Origin of the sequence: Thalassotalea piscium, from assembly GCF_030295935.1 — a bacterium.
Lineage (GTDB): Bacteria > Pseudomonadota > Gammaproteobacteria > Enterobacterales > Alteromonadaceae > Thalassotalea_B > Thalassotalea_B piscium.
The window spans coordinates 3,361,038-3,380,790 of record NZ_AP027362.1; the positions used below are offsets into that span (position 1 = coordinate 3,361,038).

Genomic DNA, 19,753 nt, shown 5'->3' on the forward strand with positions numbered 1-19,753 from the left:
TATTTGTAGAGCAATTTTGCAAGGATTGGTATTACCATAAAAAAACGCTGCACAAGGCAGCGTTTTTCAGAAACAATAAAGTATTAATTATGCTTGAGCGATAACAATTACTTTAATGCTTGTATCTACATCGTTATGTAAGTGAATAGCAATATCAAATTCACCTGTTTCACGAATAGTACCAAGAGGCATACGTACTTGAGCTTTTACAACTTCAACACCAGCTTCAGTAATTGCATCAGCGATATCTTTAGTACCGATAGAGCCAAATAATTTACCTTCTTCACCAGCTGTAGAAGCAATAGTTACTTCAGCTAACTCAACGATTTTAGCCGCTTTAGCTTCAGCAGCAGTTAATGCAGCCGCTAATTCTTTTTCTAATTCTGCACGACGAGACTCAAAGTGCTCAACGTTTTCTTTAGAAGCAAAAACAGCTTTACCTTTAGGTAATAAAAAGTTACGTGCATAACCAGACTTAACAGTTACCTTGTCACCAAGGCCGCCTAACTTGGCGATTTTATCAAGAAGAACAACTTCCATTTTCAAAACCCCTTATTAGATTACTTATGTAAATCAGTATATGGTAACAACGCTAAGTAACGAGCACGCTTGATCGCACGACCAAGTTGACGTTGATATTTAGCACTTGTACCAGTAATACGGCTAGGAACAATTTTACCACTTTCAGTGATATAGTTTTTTAGCGTAGCGGTATCTTTATAATCGATTTCGCTAGCGCCTTCCGCAGTGAAGCGGCAGAACTTACGACGTCTAAAAAAACGAGACATGGATTTCTCCTAATTAATCATTTCAATTTGCTGAGCATGTAATACTAAAAGCGGATTACCGTTTCTAGATTCATGACGATTGATAAACCCCGTCACTTTTATATTACTGCCCGACATTAACTCACGTGTTAAAAGTGATAATTCACTAGTAGCCACTACTTGTATACGTACGAACGCTTGTCTGCTCATACCTGCCTCTTGTTGAACTGACTTATGGTCAATTGTAAATTGGCAATGTTCTATACCTGCAGGACTTGTTGAAAATTTTGGTGCTTTCAGCACTTCTCCAACTAATACTAAGGAATTAGTTATCACAGATTACTTTTCTTCGCTTGCCGCTTCTTCTACAGTTTCAGTAGCTTCAACAGGTTTAGCAGGCGCTTGTTCAGTAACCTCTTTCTTAACTTCACGACGGTCTTCTCTAGCAACAGCCATAGGTGATGCTTCAGTTACCGCGTTTTTCGTGCGCATGATCATGTTACGAATAACAACATCGTTATAACGGAAAGAAGTTTCTAGTTCATCAATAACTGATTGAGGCGCTTCAATGTTCATAAGAACATAGTGTGCTTTGTGTAGTTTATTGATTGGGTATGCTAATTGACGACGACCCCAGTCTTCTAGACGGTGGATCTTGCCTTCAGCAGCACTCACCAAGTCGCTATAGCGTTGGATCATGCCTGGTACTTGTTCACTCTGATCAGGGTGAACCATAAATACGATTTCGTAATGACGCATTACGAGCTCCTTACGGTTGTAGTCTCTTATCCGGCTCAGCCAATCACCAGTATTGAGACAAGGAACAAAAATTATGGCTGAATTAAGGTCGCGTATTGTAGGGAAAGTAAGCAGAGAAAGCAAGCAACAAAAAGAAAGCATTTAGGTTGATTGCATCAGCACGGCGAAAAAAGTGCTTACAACGGAATAACCTTATTATTTACAGAGAGCTGTCCCTGAGAAAAATCAAGTATAAAACTTACTTCTTGATCTTGTTGTATGACCAACCCTTGGTCGATGTACATTTGTACCATCGGCATCAAGCCCAGCTTAACAACAAAAGGAGTCGGTGCTTTTCCATTAGCCTTTACCTTTAAAGCTTGCATTATCGACGTTATATTACTTGGATCATAAGTATTTTTGTCAACAGTCACCTCCATGGAAGATTCTATTTTTCCTTCGGGAGTTTGCACACTTAAATCGGTAACCTTGATAGTGGGCTGATCGGCCAACAGCTTTGCGCTAAGTACTGATATTTTATCCATATTTTCGGCGTTGAACATATCTAAGGCATCTGCTGACAACTCTGTCATTAACTCATTTAACTCTTGCATAACCTTAATATTCAAGTCGTTAAACACAATACTTAGGTTGGCTTTTTCTAGTGACTGGCCCGCAGCAATTATTTTGTCTGCACGGTAATTCATTTTAATTTCCATTAAATCGTTAGCCACAGTAGACAGTGCACTAAAGAGAAGCCCTTCTAACGCTAATGCTTTATTTCCTGCCAAGTCATTAACGTTAATGGCAGCGATAGTAAAATCAAAGCCGCCTGTAGTTATAGCGTTTCCTTGGTAATAATCACCAGCGATTAATGTTTGGTCTAATGAAAGTGTAACATTTGAAACAACAACCTTTGCATCTCTCGTGGTTGTCTTTAAACCAGGCCAAGTAAAGTCACCATATAGTCTATTTTCATTTTCAAAAGTAAAGAGTCCAACCGCCTTTGCTGAGGTGAGGGTATTGCCGTCTACTTCGGTGGTAAATTCATCTACGATTATAGTAGAAACAAGACCCTTGGTATAAGTGAGTAAAGTGCTCAAATGAATTTTATTATGGATAAAGTTACTTACTTCACTATCAAGGCCTTTGATATTAACATTCGCTTGAGAGTGGCTTAATCCGAACTTCACACCTTCATCAGTGAAAATAACAGGGCCAAATGACAAGCTTTCTTCAATAATCACCGTGATATTGTCTATTTCATCATTATCTAATACAACGGTAAGTTCGACAGTTGACATGCCATTAAACCAATTTCGGCTAAAAGTAGATGAATTAACCGAAATAGCATGGCTTTCGTTCAGTTTATCAATACGTAATTTATATTCTGCTTGTACAGTATCACCGATAAATTTAGGTGCAATTAGGCTCGCAATAATAAGTAATATCATTGCGATAAATAGATTTTTCATAGATATCGTCCTTGGAATAACGCCGTTAGCGTTTTTTTATTAACAGTTTTTTGAAGGCGAGTATTCTATAGGGTTAATCGTTGTCTTACAATTTCAAACAAACAAATACCTGTTGCTACTGAAACGTTTAAGCTTGAAATGCTTCCAGCCATTGGTAACTTAACAAGTTGGTCACAATGTTCACGGGTTAGTCTGCGCATTCCTTTACCTTCGGCTCCCATTACTAATGCCATAGGGCCATTAAGGGTAATATCATATAAGCAAGTATCTGTTTCGCCCGCCGTACCAATAATCCATACGCCCATTTGTTGTAGTTGTTTCATTGTACGGGCTAAATTAGTTACCTGCACTAATGGTACAGTTTCAGCGGCACCTACGGCAACTTTTCTCACCGTTGCAGTTAAGCGAGCGGCATTGTCTTTAGGTACAATAATCGCTTGTACGCCAGCAGCATCAGCGTTACGCAAACACGCGCCTAAGTTATGAGGATCAGTTACACCATCTAAAATAAGCAGAAATGGCGCTTGGCCTTTTTTTTCTGCCGCACTTAAAATTACATCTAAGTCAGCTTCCGTATAGTTTTTTCCTTGGGTAATACGAGCAACAACACCTTGATGCTGTTCACCTTTAGTTTTATCGTCTAACACCTTTCGATTTACCATTTGAGCCGGAATACCGTATTTTTTCGAAAGATTAATAATTGGCATTAACCGCTCATCTTCACGCCCTTTTAATAAGAAAAGCTCGATAAAGCGCTCTGGGGAACGTTTAATTAGCTCATTAATTGCATGAATACCAAATACTACTTCGTCTTGCTTTGCCATAATGTTTTATTTACTAATTTAGATGATTAAAAGTAACACGATTACGCTTTATTTTTTCGTGCATTTTTGCCAGGACGCTTTTTACTCACACTTGAGCTTTTCACTTTACTCTTCTTAGCGCTAACCTTTTTAGGCGTCGATTTCGTACCTGACGATTTAACTGTCTTTGCCTTTTTAGCTTTCGATACCTTTTTCCCTGATTTATCATGACGGCCTTGCCGGTCTGAATTTTTCCTTAAACCTTTTTTACTGTCACCATTTTCGTTACGCGAAGATGACTTGGCACGACTACTAACCGTCTTACCCCCTGATAAGATCAAATCTATTTTTTTCTCGTCAAGATTTACCGCAGCCACATTAACTTCAATAACATCACCTACATGATATTTAACCCCGGTTTTTTCACCACTTAAACACATTCTTACATCATCAAAATGATAATAGTCATGTCCTAGCGAAGTAATATGAATTAACCCCTCGATATGCAAGTTTGCTAAACGCACAAATAAACCAAAATTTGTAACTGTTGAAATAACACCGCTAAATGTATCTCCAACATGATCAAGCATGAATTCGCACTTTAACCAATCTGAAACATCTCGAGACGCATCATCAGCACGTCGTTCAGTCATTGAACAGTGATCACCCAGTTCATCAACAGTCTCTTGAGAGTATTGATGAAAACCTTGGTTAGCCTTACTCGCTTGCTTTTGCTCTAAAATGGCTTTAATAACTCGATGAATAACTAAGTCTGGATAACGTCGTATAGGTGACGTAAAGTGGCTATACGAGGTTAAAGCAAGTCCAAAGTGGCCAATATTATCACTTTGATAAACGGCTTGTCTCATAGAGCGTAATAACATTGTTTGGATAAGCTCTTGATCCGGACGACCTTGAATTTTTGCTAAAATATTACAGTAATCTTGTGGTTCAGGTGATCCATCCTCACTGTTACTTCGCGGCATTTGTAAACCAAGCTCGGCAAGATAGGTAGCAAAGGTATTAAACTTTTCTTCGCTTGGTTTATCATGAACCCTATATAGACCAGGTACTTTATTTTGTTCTACAAATTCTGCCGTTGCTACATTTGCTAAGATCATACATTCTTCAATAATCTTGTGAGCATCGTTTCGAATAAGTGGCTCAATAGACGCTATTTTACGATCTGCATTAAATATAAATTTAGACTCTTCGGTTTCAAATGCTATGGCACCTCGCTCAATTCGCGCTGTCATTAATACTAAGTACATTTGATAAAGGTTCTTTAGATCGCCAACCAAAGGTTGATACTGTGCAGATAGTGCCTCGTCACCTTCAAGTATTGCAGCAACCTTCGTGTAAGTAAATCGAGCTTTTGAACGCATAACTGCAGAGTAGAACTCACTGCTAATAAGTTTTCCGCTCGCATTAATCTCCATTTCACACACCATACACAAACGGTCAACATCAGGGTTTAACGAACATAAACCGTTTGACAATTTTTCTGGCAGCATTGGAATAACTTGGCTTGGAAAATATACAGAGTTTCCACGCGCTATTGCTTCGTCATCAAGCGCGGTTCCTACTCTTACATAATAACTGACATCAGCAATGGCAACCCATAATCGCCAACCACCGGCATCAGTGGGTTTGCAATATACCGCATCGTCAAAATCTCTAGCATCTTCGCCATCAATAGTAACTAATGGCAAGTCTCTTAAGTCTGTTCGATGTGCTTTAACTTGCTCTTCTACTTCATCGGGTATTTTAGCAACTTCGGCTTCAACTTCTGTTGACCATTGGTAGGGCAAGTCATGTTCACGTAGTGCAATTTGAATCTCCATTCCTGGCGCCATGTGCTCACCAAGTACTTCAATTACTTTACCAACAGCGTTAGCTCTTTTAGCGGGGCGTTGAATAATTTCTACTACTACCATTTGTCCATGGCGGGCACCAAGTTTTTCATCTGGGTTAATTAAAATATCTTGCTTAATACGCACATCATCAGGTACGACATAAGCAATATTATGCTCCACATAAAAACGGCCCACAATACCAGCCTTACGAGGCTGTATTACATCAATAATCTTTATCTCTTGGCGACCCTTTCGATCACTACGATCAACCAATATGGCTTCAACTATATCGCCATGTATCACCCGTTGCATTTCATGCGATGAAATATAAAAGTCTTTGCCTTTTTTCTCACCTGACGCTACATCTGGTTCAAAGAAACCAAAGCCATCTCGATGACCAATAACCTTACCAGTAAGCAAATGGTTTTTTGGCGCAATAGCATATTGCTTGAATTTATTGAAAATGATCTGCCCCGCATTTTCCATTGCACGCAATCGACGCTTTATACCAACAAGCTGGTAGTCTTCGCTATACTTTAGTATCTGTGCAATTGCTTTGAAGGTTATAGGGGTATGCGCCTGCTCAATAATAGAAAGTAATAACTCTCTACTTGCTACAGGTTGGTCATATTTCGCCGCTTCGCGTTTTAAATGTGGGTCTTTAATGATGATTTACTTACATTAGTTAATGAATGGGCTAAGTATATACCCAAACCACCTTAAAATGCGAGTTTACATGCAGTTGTTCCAGCGGCTTTAGGCCATGCATACAATCGCTCTTGCACATGACCAGACCGTTAAAACCATCTTAATTTTATTGTTCTGTAGAAGTATTTAATATTTCCCTTTTTTAGCTGCGTCTACTACCCGTTCTGGTAACTTTTCAGCTAGTTGACTAAGTAGCATAGTAATCTTTTGATGCGTTTTTTTATCATCGGTGAGTGAATGATGAAGAAGCGAATATAATTCTGGATAATCTAAAGGGCTACCTTCACCGCGATTATAAATTTCAGCTAGGCGAATTTGTGCCTTAAGGTTGTTTAGAATTGCCGCTTCTTTCAGGTAAATAATTGCCTTACGTAAATCTGGCTGCATAAATTTACCAATATGATAATAGCGCCCCATTTGCTCAAGCCCTTCGGGCAAACCTTGATCTGCCGATAACTGCATATAATAAAGACCTAATTCAACATCTTTTTTTACACAAACGCCATAGGCAAGCATATCACCCCACAGAAATTGATAAGAGGGCATTTCTGATTTAATCGCTCGTGCTTTAATATCATCAACTAGCTGACACTCATCAATAACCACTTGGCTTAAATGCTTATTTTCTTTAATTAAATCAAGCAATTGGTTATCTGAATAAATTTGTACCGCCTCTAGTTGTTGAGCACTAACATTGGTGCTCAATCCGCCTGCTATAAACAGCACACATGCTATTGTTCGTAAACTCAACATAATACCTTCAATTATTAGTGATTAATTTAAATTAATAAGTCTGCCTAGATATGATATCGGCAACATAAAGCTTTTCTTTGATACTTTATTTTGAGAAGCAAATTTAATACCAACAGTATCACATTACATCTCTTCATTGTGTGGCTTGAAATAAGTGACCATTTTCAGATATAAAATACCACTTGACTTAATTAGCCAAACACTCAAAATGAAATTTAGTAACTCAAATACAGCGAGAAAAAATGTCTCAACTAGAGCAACTAATTGCTAACTCTAAAGCAAATGAAGATATATCGCGTAAGTTGTTTACGATTGAAACTGAAATACTCAGCTGCCAGTCTAGTCAAGAGTTATTAAAAAAGTTACTTGATTTAGTAAAAACATCTTTCCAATTAACCGATATTTTTCTTTTATTAGCAGACCCTACGCCTATTAGTTACTTGTTGAATAGTAAAACACAATCCAAGTGGCACCAGCAAAATACTAAACATATTAGTGTAAAAAAATTACAAAGCTTTCATCATAATAACTTACCCTTTTTAACCAATGACACCTATTTAGTTAGTGGTATTGTACCTCAACACTTACGTGATAAAGCAGGCTCTATTGCTTTAGTACCAGTAACCCTTGAAGGACAGTTCTTCGCCAGTTTATTATTTACCGACACTAGAGCAGATCGTTTTACTGATGATCTAGGTACATTTCATTTAGAACAACTAGGCGTAAAAATAAGTTTATGTTTATCGAATGTATTAATTCGAGAACAACTTGAATACATGGCTCATTATGACAGATTGACAGGTATTGCTAACCGCCGTTTAATGGAAAAGTGCATCGAAGAAGAATTAATAAGACAACGCCGCTATCAAGTACCGTTTTCAGTGCTCTTTATTGATTGTAATAAATTTAAAATAATTAATGATACTTATGGACATGACTGCGGAGATAAAGTGCTTTCCTATGTAGCAACACAGCTGCAAGAGCTTATCCGTGAAAATGATAAATGTTTTCGCTATGCCGGTGATGAATTTGTTGTGGTATTAGCCAGCCAAACATATCAAGAAGCCAAGTTAGCAAGTAAAAGATTATGCGAGTTTTTTATCAATAACCCGATGCCATATAAGAATGAAAAACTAGAAATAACAATAAGTTGTGGAGCTGCAGCAAGTGATGGAGTCTTAACCATGGATCAATTACTCAAAAAAGCTGATGAACAGCTATACTTACACAAAAAGGTAACTTCTCGAAGTTAGTAGTTAGCAGTCAATATTACGTATAACTAACATGTAAAAAGGCCTTCACAACGAATGCAGTCAGAAATTAACATCTCAGAATTACGCGCAGGGCATTATGTTGTAGCTATAGTTAAGCAGCAAGGCAACTATAAGCTCAATCAAGCTGGGCACATAAAAAATGACTTGGTTATTAAAAACCTTATCGCAAAAGGCGTTGAGAGTATCATTATAGATACTGATAAAACCCTTAAAAAATCCCCAACAGCACAAAGTAACTCTGAGGTGTTTAGTCTTGATGAAGATTTTACACCCGTATTGCCAGAATCACCCGATGTATTTGAAATAGATAAAGCCAAAAAGCTATTCAATGAATCAAAACGAATTCAACGCCAAGTATTCGATGATGCTTTTGCAGGAAAGCCTCTCGATATCGAACCTATTCATAATGTTACCGATAATACTATCGATGCAATATTCAAAAACCCAGATGCGCTTGCTTGTGTAATTAATATTCGTAAAAAAGATGAGTATTTACTTGAGCACTCGGTATCAGTTTCGGTATTAATCACTATTTTCGCTCGATTTTTAAGAATAAAAAAAGAAATAATTCAGCAGCTAGCAGTAGGAGCGTTTTTACATGATGTTGGTAAAATAATGATCCCTGAAGAGGTGCTCGATAAGCCAGGAAAACTCTCTGAACAAGAGTTTACCATAATGAAAACTCACGTTAATCATTCAATAGACATCATAAAAAATACTCCTGGTATTTCTCCTATTAGTTTGGAAGTTGCCGCACTACATCATGAGAAGTTAGATGGTAATGGCTATCCCTTTAATGTTAAAGGGAGTGACATATCAACTTATGGCCGTATGATTTCAATTTGTGATATTTTCGACGCTTTAACAGCTCACCGTTGTTACAAAGAAGGTTATAGCCACATGAAAGCTTTTAGTATTTTAAGAAGCTTGGGGGAAAGTGGACATTTAGATAAACGACTCGTAAATTTGTTTATTAACTGTATGGGTGTATTTCCCGTTGGTTCTTTGGTTGAACTTGGCTCTAACAAACTCGCCATTGTTGAAAAAAGAAATTTAGACGATCCAACTAAACCAAAGGTTAAAGCTTTTTACAGCGCTAAGCATAATCATTATGTTGCTGCTAAAAATATAGATTTATCAAAAGAAAAAGACTTTATTATTAAAGGTGTTAGAGCCGATGACTTTGATCTAGACATGAACAAAATCATCGAATTTTTACTTACTGAAGGTTAGGCTGTTACCCAGCCTTACTTGCCCTATCTCTAACCATTAGTAAGCAAGGCGTTAGCACTAAGGTTAATACAGTTGCGAAGGCTAATCCACCCGCAACAGCTGTTGCAAGTTGTGTCCACCACTGTGTTGAGGGTGCTCCCCAAACAATCGAGCGGTTAAAAAAGTCTAAGTTGACTTGTAGCACCATAGGCAACAAGCCTAAAATGGTAGTAATAGTCGTTAGCATTACAGGCCTTAAACGTTGTGCGCCTGTTCTTAATATGGCATCAACCGTATTACATCCCTCTTTTTTGAGCATATTATACGTATCAATTAACACAATATTATTGTTTACAACAATACCTGCAAGCGAAATGACACCAATTCCCCCCATTACTATACCAAACGGTTTTTGTAATAATAATAATGCCAAGAATACACCGACAGTTGAGAAGACTACCGCGCTTAAAATTAAAAACGCTTGGTAAAAGCTATTAAATTGTGTCACCAAAATAATGGCCATTACAAATAGTGCAACACCAAATGCATTCACAAGAAACGCCTGTGATTCTTGCTGATCTTCATTTTGCCCTTTTAGTGATATTTCAACAGTCGGATCAATACCAAGTTCTGGGAATTTAGCTTGTAAGAGTGGTAGCTCTTTAACCAGTTGAGCACCACTAATTAAGTTCGCTTGAATCGTAACGACACGCTTACCATCAACTCGGCGTATAGTGTCAACTTTATGCGCAGCTTTACGTTCAACAAAGCTACTTAACGGAACTAACCCTTCTGGTGTTTTTAATCGTAAGCTGTCTAAACGACCAATGTTGCGTTTTTCTTCAGGAAAGCGCACCCTGATATCAAGCTCATCGTCAACATCATCAGGACGATATTCGCCAAGTTTCAGGCCATTAGTAACCATTTGTACGCTTGAGCCAACAAGAGCTGCATCAGCACCATACGTTGCAGCTAAGGTTCTGTCTACTTTAAGCTGCCACTCTATACCTGGTTTCGGCGAAGTATCTTCTAAGTCAGTAAATTTTCCACTTAATATCAAAGTTTCTCGAATCGTCTTTACCGCATGATCAAGTTTATCGGGAAAGCGTGAGCTTAGTTCTATGACTAAATCTTTACCACTTTGTGGTCCATCTTCGTTTTTACGTACCTCGATTTCTACGCCCGCTAAGTCATCTGTTTTGTGATGAATATCAGCGATTATATCATTCGCAGTGCGTCTATATTTCCAGTTAATAAAGTTAACTTGAAATGTCCCAATAATGTCATTGCCACCAGTTCTCGTATAGAGGGTTTCAATTTCGTCCATATCGAGTATACGCCGTTCAATATCATGCATTATCGCGTCTTTCTCTTTAACTGATAAATCACCATGTGAACGCACTACCATAGTTGCACTATTGGGCTCTATTTCTGGGAAAAATACAACGCCAAGACCTGAGGCCCCATAAAGCCACATGACGGTAATTGCAATAACGACTGTGTTACCAATTATTTTCCAAGGATGTGTGATCGCTTTTTGTAATAATGCGACATATTTTCCAGTAATACCGGATAAATGAGTAACATCGCCTTCTTCTGCCTGTAATACTTGCGCTTTTTCAGCCTTGCTAATTTCGCGTGACTTGCCAAACACAGTTCCTAATGCTGGAACAAAAATTAAAGCCATAGCTAAGGAAGCAGTTAACACTGCAATTAACGTGATGGGTAAGTACTTCATAAACTCCCCCATCATTCCTGGCCAAAACATTAAGGGAGCAAATGCAGCAAGTGTAGTTGCTGTTGAGGCAATAATCGGCCATGCCATTCGTTTAGCTGCATGACTATATGCTACCTTTTTTGTTTTACCTTCACTCATTTCGCGATCAGCAAACTCAGTAACTACGATTGCGCCATCAACTAACATTCCTACAGCCATTATCAAACCAAATAATACAACAATATTAACGGTTAAACCGGCAATGGCTAATACTAAAATTCCAGTTAGAAAAGCACCAGGAATAGCAAAGCCAACTAACATAGCCGTTCGTGTGCCTAAGGCAGCAATCACGACAATAACGACCAATAAAACGGCTGAAAAAACATTGTTTTGAAGATCTGATAGGGTATCTTTAACATCAACTGACTGATCACCAACGTAATCAACCATAACCTGGTTGGGCCAGCGATTCTGCTCTTGAGCGATTAGCGCTTTAACGTTGTCAACGGTATGAATGATATTTTCACCCGAACGTTTTTTTACTTCTAATGAAATAGAACGTTCACCATTTAAACGCGCAAAGCTTGTTGGATCTTTGTATGCGCGACGAACTTTAGAGACATCTTGGAAGGTAATAACTCGATCACCTTCTACTTTTATCGGTAACTCCAATAAGTCTTGTACTGTTTCAAAGACGGATGGAACTTTTACTGCAAAGCGCCCTTTACCTGTGTCCATAGTACCAGCCGGTACTAAACGATTATTACGCGAGACTAAGTTAAAAATATCCCCTTGATCTAATCCGTAGCTTTCCATTAAAAGTGGATCAACAAGAATTTCAACCATATCTTCGCGGTCACCGCCAATATCTACTTCAAGCACTTCTTGCATGCTTTCAATTTTATCTTTTAGATCTCGTGCTAAAGTAAGTAAGCCTCGCTCTGTTACTGGGCCTGATAAAATTACGGTTACTGCTGGCACCTGATTGGCCATAGTCACTTCGTTAACTACCGGCTCTTCTGATTCTGATGGTAGCTTTGCTTTTGCCAAAGTCACCTTGTCGCGCACATCGGCTAGTGCTTCTTTAGGATCTAAGCCCGCCAAGAACTCAATGGTCACTGATGCATGACCTTCACTGGCACTAGACTTCATTTCTTTTATACCAGCTAAAGATTTGAGCTCTTTTTCCATCGGCCGAACAAGCATTCGTTCAGCATCTTCTGGGGATATGCCATCATGAACCATAGAGACATAAATAATAGGAATGGTGATATCTGGATTAGACTCCTTCGCAATATTAGCGTAGGTTACTGCGCCTGCAATAAGTAAGAGAGCAAAAATCATTAATACAGAACGCGTTCTCGCTATAGCGGCATCGATCATGGCTAACATAACTACTCCGTTACTTACTACTTGTTGCGATTACAGATTCTACTTTATCACCTGCTCTAACAAAGCCTTGACCCAGTGTAATTATAGTGGCTTGTTCACCTAATCCGCTTAACCAAATACCATCATTTTCGCTTTTAACTATATTAATTTCAGTAAATATTACCGAATTATTTTCTACCGTTTTCACACCAATATTACCTTTCTCATCTAAAGCAAGTAGCGCTGGTGATAGTTTAATTGCGGGTACCTGTGCTAACGAGATATTAACCTCGCTACTTAAGCCTGCTAGTAAATTATCTTCAGTATTGTTAATACTAATTTCTATTTTAAAGGTATTCGTTTGAGCTTCAGCAACACTAGCGATATAACGCACTACACCCGACACCTTAGTTTGATTTAAAATTCGCACATCAGCTTTTTGACCAACAGCAATTTTGGCCACCTGATTTTCAGTAACATAAGCACGAATGATTAATGGGTTTAAATCGGCAATCATGGCAATTTGATCACCACTTTTTACATAATCACCTTGTTCAACATAACGCTGATTAAGCACACCTGAATATGGCGCTCTGATCACGGTGCGATCAATGTTTAATTCAATATTCTTAATTTCTGCTTTCACCGACATTAAATTGGCTTGCGCACTGCTCAACTGAGCTTGACCTTGAAAGCCATTGGCGGCCAATTTTTCTGCTCCTTGATATTCAATTTCTCGTTGTTTGAGCAGCGCAATATTCTTGTCTCGCTGAGCTATTAAATCAGAAAGGTCGAGTTTAACAAGAATATCGCCTTGTTTAACAAAGGCACCTCGCGGTGCTAATACTTGATCAACTTTTCCTGAAATTTCAGCTTTGATTGTGGTAATTCTATTAGGCTCAGTTCTTCCATAAAGCTCAACGCTATCGCTTATCGGTTCAGCATATAACGTTTCAACTTGTACTTTAGGGACAATCACTTCATTCGTTTTATCATCGGTTGGGTTTTCTTGTGGTTGCATTGTTCCCGATAGCATCCAGAGAATTAATAGTACTGTAATCGCAATCGCTATAATATAGGGGCGCTGAGCTAACCACTTTTGCCCTTTTCCGAATTTTGTCATCAACTTTCCTAAAATAAAAATTGTTATCGCGCTGGATCTATTCAAGCTAACAAGTGCAATTATTGCAGGTTATTAGCACAATCCATCCTTTAAAGTTATTAAAATATTATGTAAAAAAAACCGGCTGATGCCGGTTTTTAAAAATTAATTAGATGGTAAAAGAAGAACCACATCCACAGGTACTTGATGCATTAGGGTTGCTAACAAGAAAACGGCTGCCTTCGAGCCCTTCGACATAATCAACCTCGCCATCAACAAGGTATTGTATGCTCATAGGATCGACCACCATAGTAACGCCTTTCTTTTCGATAGTCATATCACCTTCGTTAACTTTTTCATCAAAGGTGAATCCGTATTGAAATCCCGAGCAGCCGCCACCTGTTACGTAAACGCGTAACTTAAGGTTTGGATTCTCTTCTTCCGTGATTAATGCATGTACTTTACTTGCGGCGGCATCAGAAAATTTAATTGGTAATTCAGGGGTTGACATAAAACTCTACTTACTAGACAAATCGAGATGTTGATTATCTTAAACTTGACCAATTTAATCAAGTATTAGTCATTAAGAGCGAAAGTTATTTTTTAATAATGTCTAGCCAAACATAACTTTGCTCAACTCGACGGAAATCTTGCCATGATGTTTTGTTTAAACTGGTCACTAAGTTTACTTTTTCAGGTGTAAAACCCTCAGGTAAAGTAAACTCACCTTCTATTATCTGAAAATATTGAAAACTAAACGACAACATTTTTTTCGTTATGTTAGACACTGTATCTAATGAAATTTTATCTGGATTATTATCTAAACTTCCCTCAAATACGAGATCAATATAGCCTTTAGCGTAACGTCTGCGTACTTGTTGCTGCACTAAAACCACCTGAAAACGAAAGTGATTTGAACTTTCAGTTGCCATAACAGTAATGCTATCAACCACTACACCATCTACTTGTTTTTCAGGTGCCATTACCTTTTCATAAAAGGCTAATTCTTTTTTTACCTTGAAATGTTCCTTTTCAATTTCTTTGAGCAATTGTTGTGAACGCATACTCGCCATGCGTTCAACTTCTAATTCAACTTCTAGGGTATGTATTTGTTTTACTTGCTGTACTTGCTGTTCGTATAAATTATCAAGGCGAATATTTTGTTGGTTAATGGTTTGAATTTGATAGCCATGAAAAAAATTACCCATACGGTAACCACAGAAAAGGCAAGTTATGATCAACAACAATAGCAAAATCGCTGAGCGAAAAGTGCCTAACTTATTAATAACAACATTAAAATTTATTTTTGCTAACCAACTCATTTGAAAAGTATTATGATAAATTAATAAATAATAACAGGCTAACTAGCTAACCTATCCACAATGATGCCACTTTACTCGCTTAAAAAACATTTAGCATTGCCAAAAACGTCTTGGCAATTATGTTTGCTAGCGGCAATTGGTGGTATCGCGTCCGCCGGTTTAATTATACTTTTCACCGCCAGTATTGATTTCATACAGCAATGGTATTTACCGCAAAAAGAAGATTATACCAGTTTAGATGTGCTAAGTCGTTTTCATTTACCAATAATTGGTGCATTACTTATTTTACTGTTCGCGAAAGTCACTGGTTTTGAATATCTAAGAACAGGGATCCCGTTTGTATTACACCGCCTAAAAGTCGCTCATGGTGTCATTCCAGTGCGTAATACGTTGAATCAATTTGTTGGCTCTGTACTGTCCTTAGCTTCAGGCTTTTCAGTTGGTCGCGAAGGACCTGCTGTGCATTTAGGTGCTGCTTGCAGTAGCTTTATTGGTAGTTACTTAAAGTTACCTCATAACGCAATTCGTACGTTATGCGCCTGCGGAATTGCTGCGGGTATTTCTGCGACCTTCAATACCCCGTTAGCCGCAGTAATTTTTGTTATGGAAGTTATTATGCGCGAATATAAAGTGCATGTGTTTATTCCTGTAATGATTGCTTCAATAATAGGCTCGGTGATCACCAGCCATGTTTTTGGTCCTTCACACAAATTTGAGTACTTTAGTAAAATTGCGATTAATGTTGCTGACTACCCATTGGTGATAGTGCTTGGTTTATTATTAGGTGTTATTGCATTTACTTTTAACCGTTATTTAACTTTGATTATAAAGCACTCATCTCAATACCATATAGTGTCGCGTTTTCTTACTGCTGCAATTATTACGGGTGCTTTAGGCGCAATAATTCCTCATGCCATGGGTACAGATATCACAGCAATTGCTTTTGCCATAGATAGTAATGTTCAGTATCAATTATTACTTGGCTTGGTAGTTGCTAAGTTTGTGATGTCGATTGTTGCACTTGGTTTAGGCATTCCAGGTGGCATTATTGGCCCAATCGTTAGTATTGGTGCAATTTCAGGAGTTTGTGTGGCCGCTATGTCAAACCAACTATTTATGCAGGATGCGCTATTAACGGATTATGCACTAATGGGGATGGCAGGATTTATGGCCGCTACACTCAACGCTCCATTGGCTGCATTAATTGCGGTAGTTGAATTGTCTAACCAACTGGAGATTATTGTCCCAGCTATGGTAGTAATAACTACAGCTTCGCTTACTTCTGGTCAACTCTTTGGCAACCGCTCTGTTCTCGTTATGCAACTTGAAGTACAAGGGTTAATATATCGTCATCCTCCTATTGAAAAGTCTTTACAACGTATTGGTGCCATGGGGGTAATGCATGAGTCACTTACTATTATTTCGCCAAGTAATGATTCAAGTTATATTGAGACTATCAACAATGCACCTGCTGATAATTTCGTTATCGTAAAAAGTAACCCGCCTGATGCAACTTTCACTTTATTGCTGCCACAACATGCAGCATTGAGTGACAGTCCGCCAATAGTTAAACAACATCAATTAAAACCATTATCCTATCAAGTTTCACTTGCACAAGCTTACGCTTTATTAAAAGATACACGTGAAGGTGGGGTTTATTTGTATGACACAAATAAAGACAATATCGTTGGCGTATTGATGTTTGAGCAAATTCGTTATTATTTAATAGAAGGAAAAACAAATTAATGGCTATTCTTTGGCTAAAAGCATTACATGTATGTTTTATGGTGGCATGGTTTGCAGGTATTTTTTATTTACCACGTTTATTTGTTAATCATGCAGAAACAGATAACCAAGTCATTAAAGAGCATTTTAAAGGCATGGAAAAGCGCTTGTTGTACTTTGTAACGCCCTTTGCTTTATTAACCATTACTTTTGGTATTTGGTTAATTGCACAATATGGTTATGATTGGTTTGCACAAGCACATTGGCTTCATTTGAAAATCACCCTAGTAACATTATTAGTGATATATCACGGCTATTGCTTTAAGCTACTAAAAGACTTTCAAGACGATAAAAACACTCGCTCAGGACGCTTCTACAGACTATTCAATGAAATACCGGTAATACTACTATTTGCTGTTGTTATTCTAGTTTATCTCAAGCCTTTTTGAGGGGTGTTATTCGCTGAACCTAAATAATGGCTTCGAGATACTTAGTCCTAGATAATTAATGCTAAAGCAACTAAATTTATGCTATATTCACGCCGAAATAATTACCATAGCAAATTTAGGCGGGCAATTTTATGATGACCTTCGAGGGAAGCCATATTCTTTCTGTTTCACAGTTTGATCGTGAATCAATTTCAAAGATTTTGACCGTTTCTTCACACATGGCACCTTACGCCATGCGCCAAAAAACTTGTCATGTACTTAATGGCGCCATTTTAAACAATCTCTTTTTTGAACCTAGCACACGTACACGTGTTAGCTTTGGTGCTGCCTTTAATTTACTGGGTGGTTTTGTAAGAGAAATCGTTGGTGAAGAAAACTCATCATTAAGCAAAGGTGAATCATTATTTGATACAGCGCGTGTAATAAGTGGTTACTCAGATGTTATTGCGATGAGACATCCAAAAATGCATTCAGTGTCAGAATTCGCTCAAGGCAGCAGTGTTCCTGTGATTAACGGAGGGGACGGTGCTAACGAACATCCAACACAAGCGTTACTTGACCTCTTTACTATTCAGTCTGAAATGCTGCCCTTTGGCAAGTCATTAGACGGACTTCATATTGTATTAATGGGTGATTTAAAGCACGGTAGAACCGTACATTCACTATCAAAACTACTAAGTTTATATAACAATCTTGAAGTCACTATGATCTCGCCAAATGCATTACAAATGCCAGATAATGTTATTTCAACATTAACCAATGCTGGCCATAAAGTGACTATTACCGATAAGCTTGAAGGCAACCTAACGTGCGATGTTATTTATCAAACCCGCATTCAACAAGAGCGCTTCCCAAGCCAAGATGAGGCAGACCTTTACCGTGGTCACTTTAGCCTTAACAGAGAGCTTTACCAGCAATATTGCCAGCAACATACAGTAATAATGCACCCTCTTCCTCGCGACTCTCGTCCCGAAGCAAACGAATTAGACGTAGACTTAAACGAATTAGATAATTTAGCTATCTTTAGACAAGCCCAAAATGGTGTACTCGTGCGAATGGCCTTATTTGCACTAACCCTAGGCGTTGAAGACAAGCTAACTCAATACGAAAAGCCAGTAACATGGTTTACCAATAAAAGTTAAAACAGGTGTTAATAATGCAAAATTCACAACAGTTATTTAATCACGCTCAAGATATTATTCCTGGAGGCGTAAACTCTCCTGTTCGCGCATTCAATGGTGTAGGTGGAACGCCATGCTTTATTAAACGCGCTGAAGGTGCGTATATTTATGATGCTGATGATAAAGCTTATATTGATTATGTTGGTTCATGGGGTCCTATGATCTTAGGTCATAATCACCCTGCTATTTTAGAGGCTGTCATTAAAACAGCTCAAAATGGTCTTAGTTTTGGCGCCCCTACAGAACTTGAAATAACGATGGCTGAAAAGGTAAAGCAGTTAGTTCCTTCTATGGAAAAGCTACGAATGGTTAGCTCAGGTACTGAAGCAACGATGAGCGCTATTCGATTAGCAAGAGGCTTTACTGGTCGTGACAAAATTTTAAAGTTTGAGGGTTGTTATCATGGTCATGCAGACTCGTTACTGGTAAAAGCCGGTTCTGGCGCATTAACTCTGGGCGTGCCTAACTCTCCCGGCATTCCTGCAGATTTTGCTAAACATACTCTCACAGTAAGTTTTAACAACCTAGCAGAAGTAGAAGAAATTTTTGCGCAGCTCGGTGATGAAATAGCCTGTATTATTGTAGAACCAGTTGCGGGCAACATGAATTGTATACCGCCGGTTGACGGCTTTTTACAAGGGTTACGTAAGATCTGTGATCAGTATAATAGTGTCCTTATTTTTGATGAAGTTATGACAGGCTTTCGAGTAGCCTTAGGTGGTGCTCAAGCTCATTATAATGTAAAACCTGACTTAACGACTTTAGGTAAAGTAATTGGTGGCGGCATGCCAGTAGGCGCTTTTGGTGGTAAAAAAGAAATTATGGATTTTATTGCTCCTGTTGGTCCTGTATATCAGGCAGGTACCCTTTCAGGTAATCCAATAGCGATGGCTGCTGGGTTAGCCGCGTTATCAGAATTAAGCATAGGTGATAAACATCAACAATTAGCTGATGCCACAGAAAAATTAGCTATGGGGCTTAAAGCCGCAGCAGATCGCAATGGCATTGCACTATCGATTAACTATGTTGGTGCTATGTTTGGTTTCTTTTTTACTGATGAAGAGAGTGTTACAACTTACGAACAAGCTACACAATGCGATAGCGAAATGTTCAAAAAGTTTTTCCATTACATGTTAGAAGAGGGTGTAAATTTAGCGCCTTCGGCATTTGAAGCAGGCTTTTTATCAACAGCCCATACTGATGATATTATTGACACGACCCTTGCTGCTGCAGACCGTTGCTTTGCAAAGTTATAATTTAAAATAAACAACCTCAGTTAAAGCACCTGTACTTTATAGGT

At 38.3% G+C, this 19,753-nt stretch carries 18 protein-coding genes; 6 read left to right on the forward strand and 12 right to left on the reverse strand.

All coding sequences use genetic code 11. The features are described from left to right. Nucleotides 1-87: 87 nt before the first annotated feature. The 8 genes from rplI to QUD79_RS14970 all read right to left on the reverse strand — a co-directional run bounded on the left by rplI (nucleotide 88) and on the right by QUD79_RS14970 (nucleotide 7,052). Nucleotides 88-540, reverse strand: coding sequence for a 50S ribosomal protein L9 (gene rplI, locus QUD79_RS14935; protein WP_184425900.1), 453 nt, complete (start codon nucleotides 538-540; stop codon nucleotides 88-90). A 20-nt stretch (nucleotides 541-560) separates the two neighbouring features. Continuing rightward, nucleotides 561-788, reverse strand: a complete 228-nt coding sequence (rpsR, locus tag QUD79_RS14940) for a 30S ribosomal protein S18 (RefSeq protein WP_184425902.1) — start codon at nucleotides 786-788, stop codon at nucleotides 561-563. Between the two features lie 9 nt (nucleotides 789-797). Further along, a complete protein-coding gene (gene priB / locus QUD79_RS14945) occupies nucleotides 798-1,103 on the reverse strand; it encodes a primosomal replication protein N (RefSeq protein ID WP_184425904.1) in 306 nt (101 codons plus the stop codon). A 3-nt stretch (nucleotides 1,104-1,106) separates the two neighbouring features. Beyond that, nucleotides 1,107-1,526, reverse strand: coding sequence for a 30S ribosomal protein S6 (gene rpsF / locus QUD79_RS14950; RefSeq protein WP_184425906.1), 420 nt, complete (start codon nucleotides 1,524-1,526; stop codon nucleotides 1,107-1,109). 176 nt (nucleotides 1,527-1,702) lie between these two features. Continuing rightward, nucleotides 1,703-2,980, reverse strand: a complete 1,278-nt coding sequence (locus tag QUD79_RS14955) for a DUF945 family protein (RefSeq protein WP_184425908.1) — start codon at nucleotides 2,978-2,980, stop codon at nucleotides 1,703-1,705. A gap of 65 nt (nucleotides 2,981-3,045) precedes the next feature. Continuing rightward, nucleotides 3,046-3,804 carry a 23S rRNA (guanosine(2251)-2'-O)-methyltransferase RlmB gene (rlmB, locus tag QUD79_RS14960; RefSeq protein WP_184425910.1) on the reverse strand — a complete coding sequence of 253 codons (759 nt, stop codon included), beginning with the start codon at nucleotides 3,802-3,804 and terminating at the stop codon, nucleotides 3,046-3,048. 41 nt (nucleotides 3,805-3,845) lie between these two features. Beyond that, nucleotides 3,846-6,308, reverse strand: a complete 2,463-nt coding sequence (gene rnr / locus QUD79_RS14965; protein ID WP_184425961.1) for a ribonuclease R — start codon at nucleotides 6,306-6,308, stop codon at nucleotides 3,846-3,848. Nucleotides 6,309-6,473: 165 nt separating this feature from the next. After that, nucleotides 6,474-7,052, reverse strand: coding sequence for a tetratricopeptide repeat protein (locus QUD79_RS14970; protein ID WP_350226570.1), 579 nt, complete (start codon nucleotides 7,050-7,052; stop codon nucleotides 6,474-6,476). 290 nt (nucleotides 7,053-7,342) lie between these two features. Between QUD79_RS14970 and QUD79_RS14975 the strand changes: the two genes are divergently transcribed. Beyond that, nucleotides 7,343-8,353: a sensor domain-containing diguanylate cyclase gene (locus QUD79_RS14975; RefSeq protein ID WP_184425914.1), complete on the forward strand. Its 1,011-nt coding sequence runs from the start codon at nucleotides 7,343-7,345 to the stop codon at nucleotides 8,351-8,353. A gap of 54 nt (nucleotides 8,354-8,407) precedes the next feature. Continuing rightward, entirely contained in the window at nucleotides 8,408-9,607 is a 1,200-nt protein-coding gene (locus tag QUD79_RS14980; protein ID WP_184425916.1) for a cyclic di-GMP phosphodiesterase, read from the forward strand. A 4-nt stretch (nucleotides 9,608-9,611) separates the two neighbouring features. Here QUD79_RS14980 and QUD79_RS14985 read toward each other — a convergent pair whose 3' ends face one another. The 4 genes from QUD79_RS14985 to QUD79_RS15000 all read right to left on the reverse strand — a co-directional run bounded on the left by QUD79_RS14985 (nucleotide 9,612) and on the right by QUD79_RS15000 (nucleotide 14,984). Further along, the gene (locus tag QUD79_RS14985) at nucleotides 9,612-12,695 is read right to left on the reverse strand and encodes an efflux RND transporter permease subunit (protein WP_184425918.1); all 3,084 of its coding nucleotides are present in this window, start codon (nucleotides 12,693-12,695) and stop codon (nucleotides 9,612-9,614) included. 10 nt (nucleotides 12,696-12,705) lie between these two features. Next, the gene (locus QUD79_RS14990) at nucleotides 12,706-13,797 is read right to left on the reverse strand and encodes an efflux RND transporter periplasmic adaptor subunit (protein ID WP_184425920.1); all 1,092 of its coding nucleotides are present in this window, start codon (nucleotides 13,795-13,797) and stop codon (nucleotides 12,706-12,708) included. 148 nt (nucleotides 13,798-13,945) lie between these two features. After that, nucleotides 13,946-14,287 carry an iron-sulfur cluster insertion protein ErpA gene (erpA, locus tag QUD79_RS14995; RefSeq protein WP_184425922.1) on the reverse strand — a complete coding sequence of 114 codons (342 nt, stop codon included), beginning with the start codon at nucleotides 14,285-14,287 and terminating at the stop codon, nucleotides 13,946-13,948. 85 nt (nucleotides 14,288-14,372) lie between these two features. After that, a complete protein-coding gene (locus tag QUD79_RS15000) occupies nucleotides 14,373-14,984 on the reverse strand; it encodes a DUF6776 family protein (RefSeq protein ID WP_246455019.1) in 612 nt (203 codons plus the stop codon). Between the two features lie 174 nt (nucleotides 14,985-15,158). Between QUD79_RS15000 and QUD79_RS15005 the strand changes: the two genes are divergently transcribed. The 4 genes from QUD79_RS15005 (at nucleotide 15,159) to hemL (ending at nucleotide 19,709) form a co-directional block, all read left to right on the forward strand. Further along, nucleotides 15,159-16,844 (forward strand): chloride channel protein, encoded by a 1,686-nt coding sequence (locus QUD79_RS15005; protein WP_184425926.1) that lies wholly within the window; start codon nucleotides 15,159-15,161, stop codon nucleotides 16,842-16,844. Beyond that, entirely contained in the window at nucleotides 16,844-17,272 is a 429-nt protein-coding gene (locus QUD79_RS15010) for a CopD family protein (protein ID WP_184425928.1), read from the forward strand. Before QUD79_RS15005 ends, QUD79_RS15010 begins: the two co-directional genes overlap by 1 nt. Before the next feature lie 131 nt (nucleotides 17,273-17,403). Continuing rightward, entirely contained in the window at nucleotides 17,404-18,414 is a 1,011-nt protein-coding gene (locus tag QUD79_RS15015; protein ID WP_184425930.1) for an aspartate carbamoyltransferase, read from the forward strand. Nucleotides 18,415-18,428: 14 nt separating this feature from the next. Then, complete coding sequence (gene hemL, locus QUD79_RS15020; protein WP_184425932.1) at nucleotides 18,429-19,709, forward strand: glutamate-1-semialdehyde 2,1-aminomutase; 1,281 nt, start codon at nucleotides 18,429-18,431, stop codon at nucleotides 19,707-19,709. Nucleotides 19,710-19,753 lie beyond the last annotated feature (44 nt).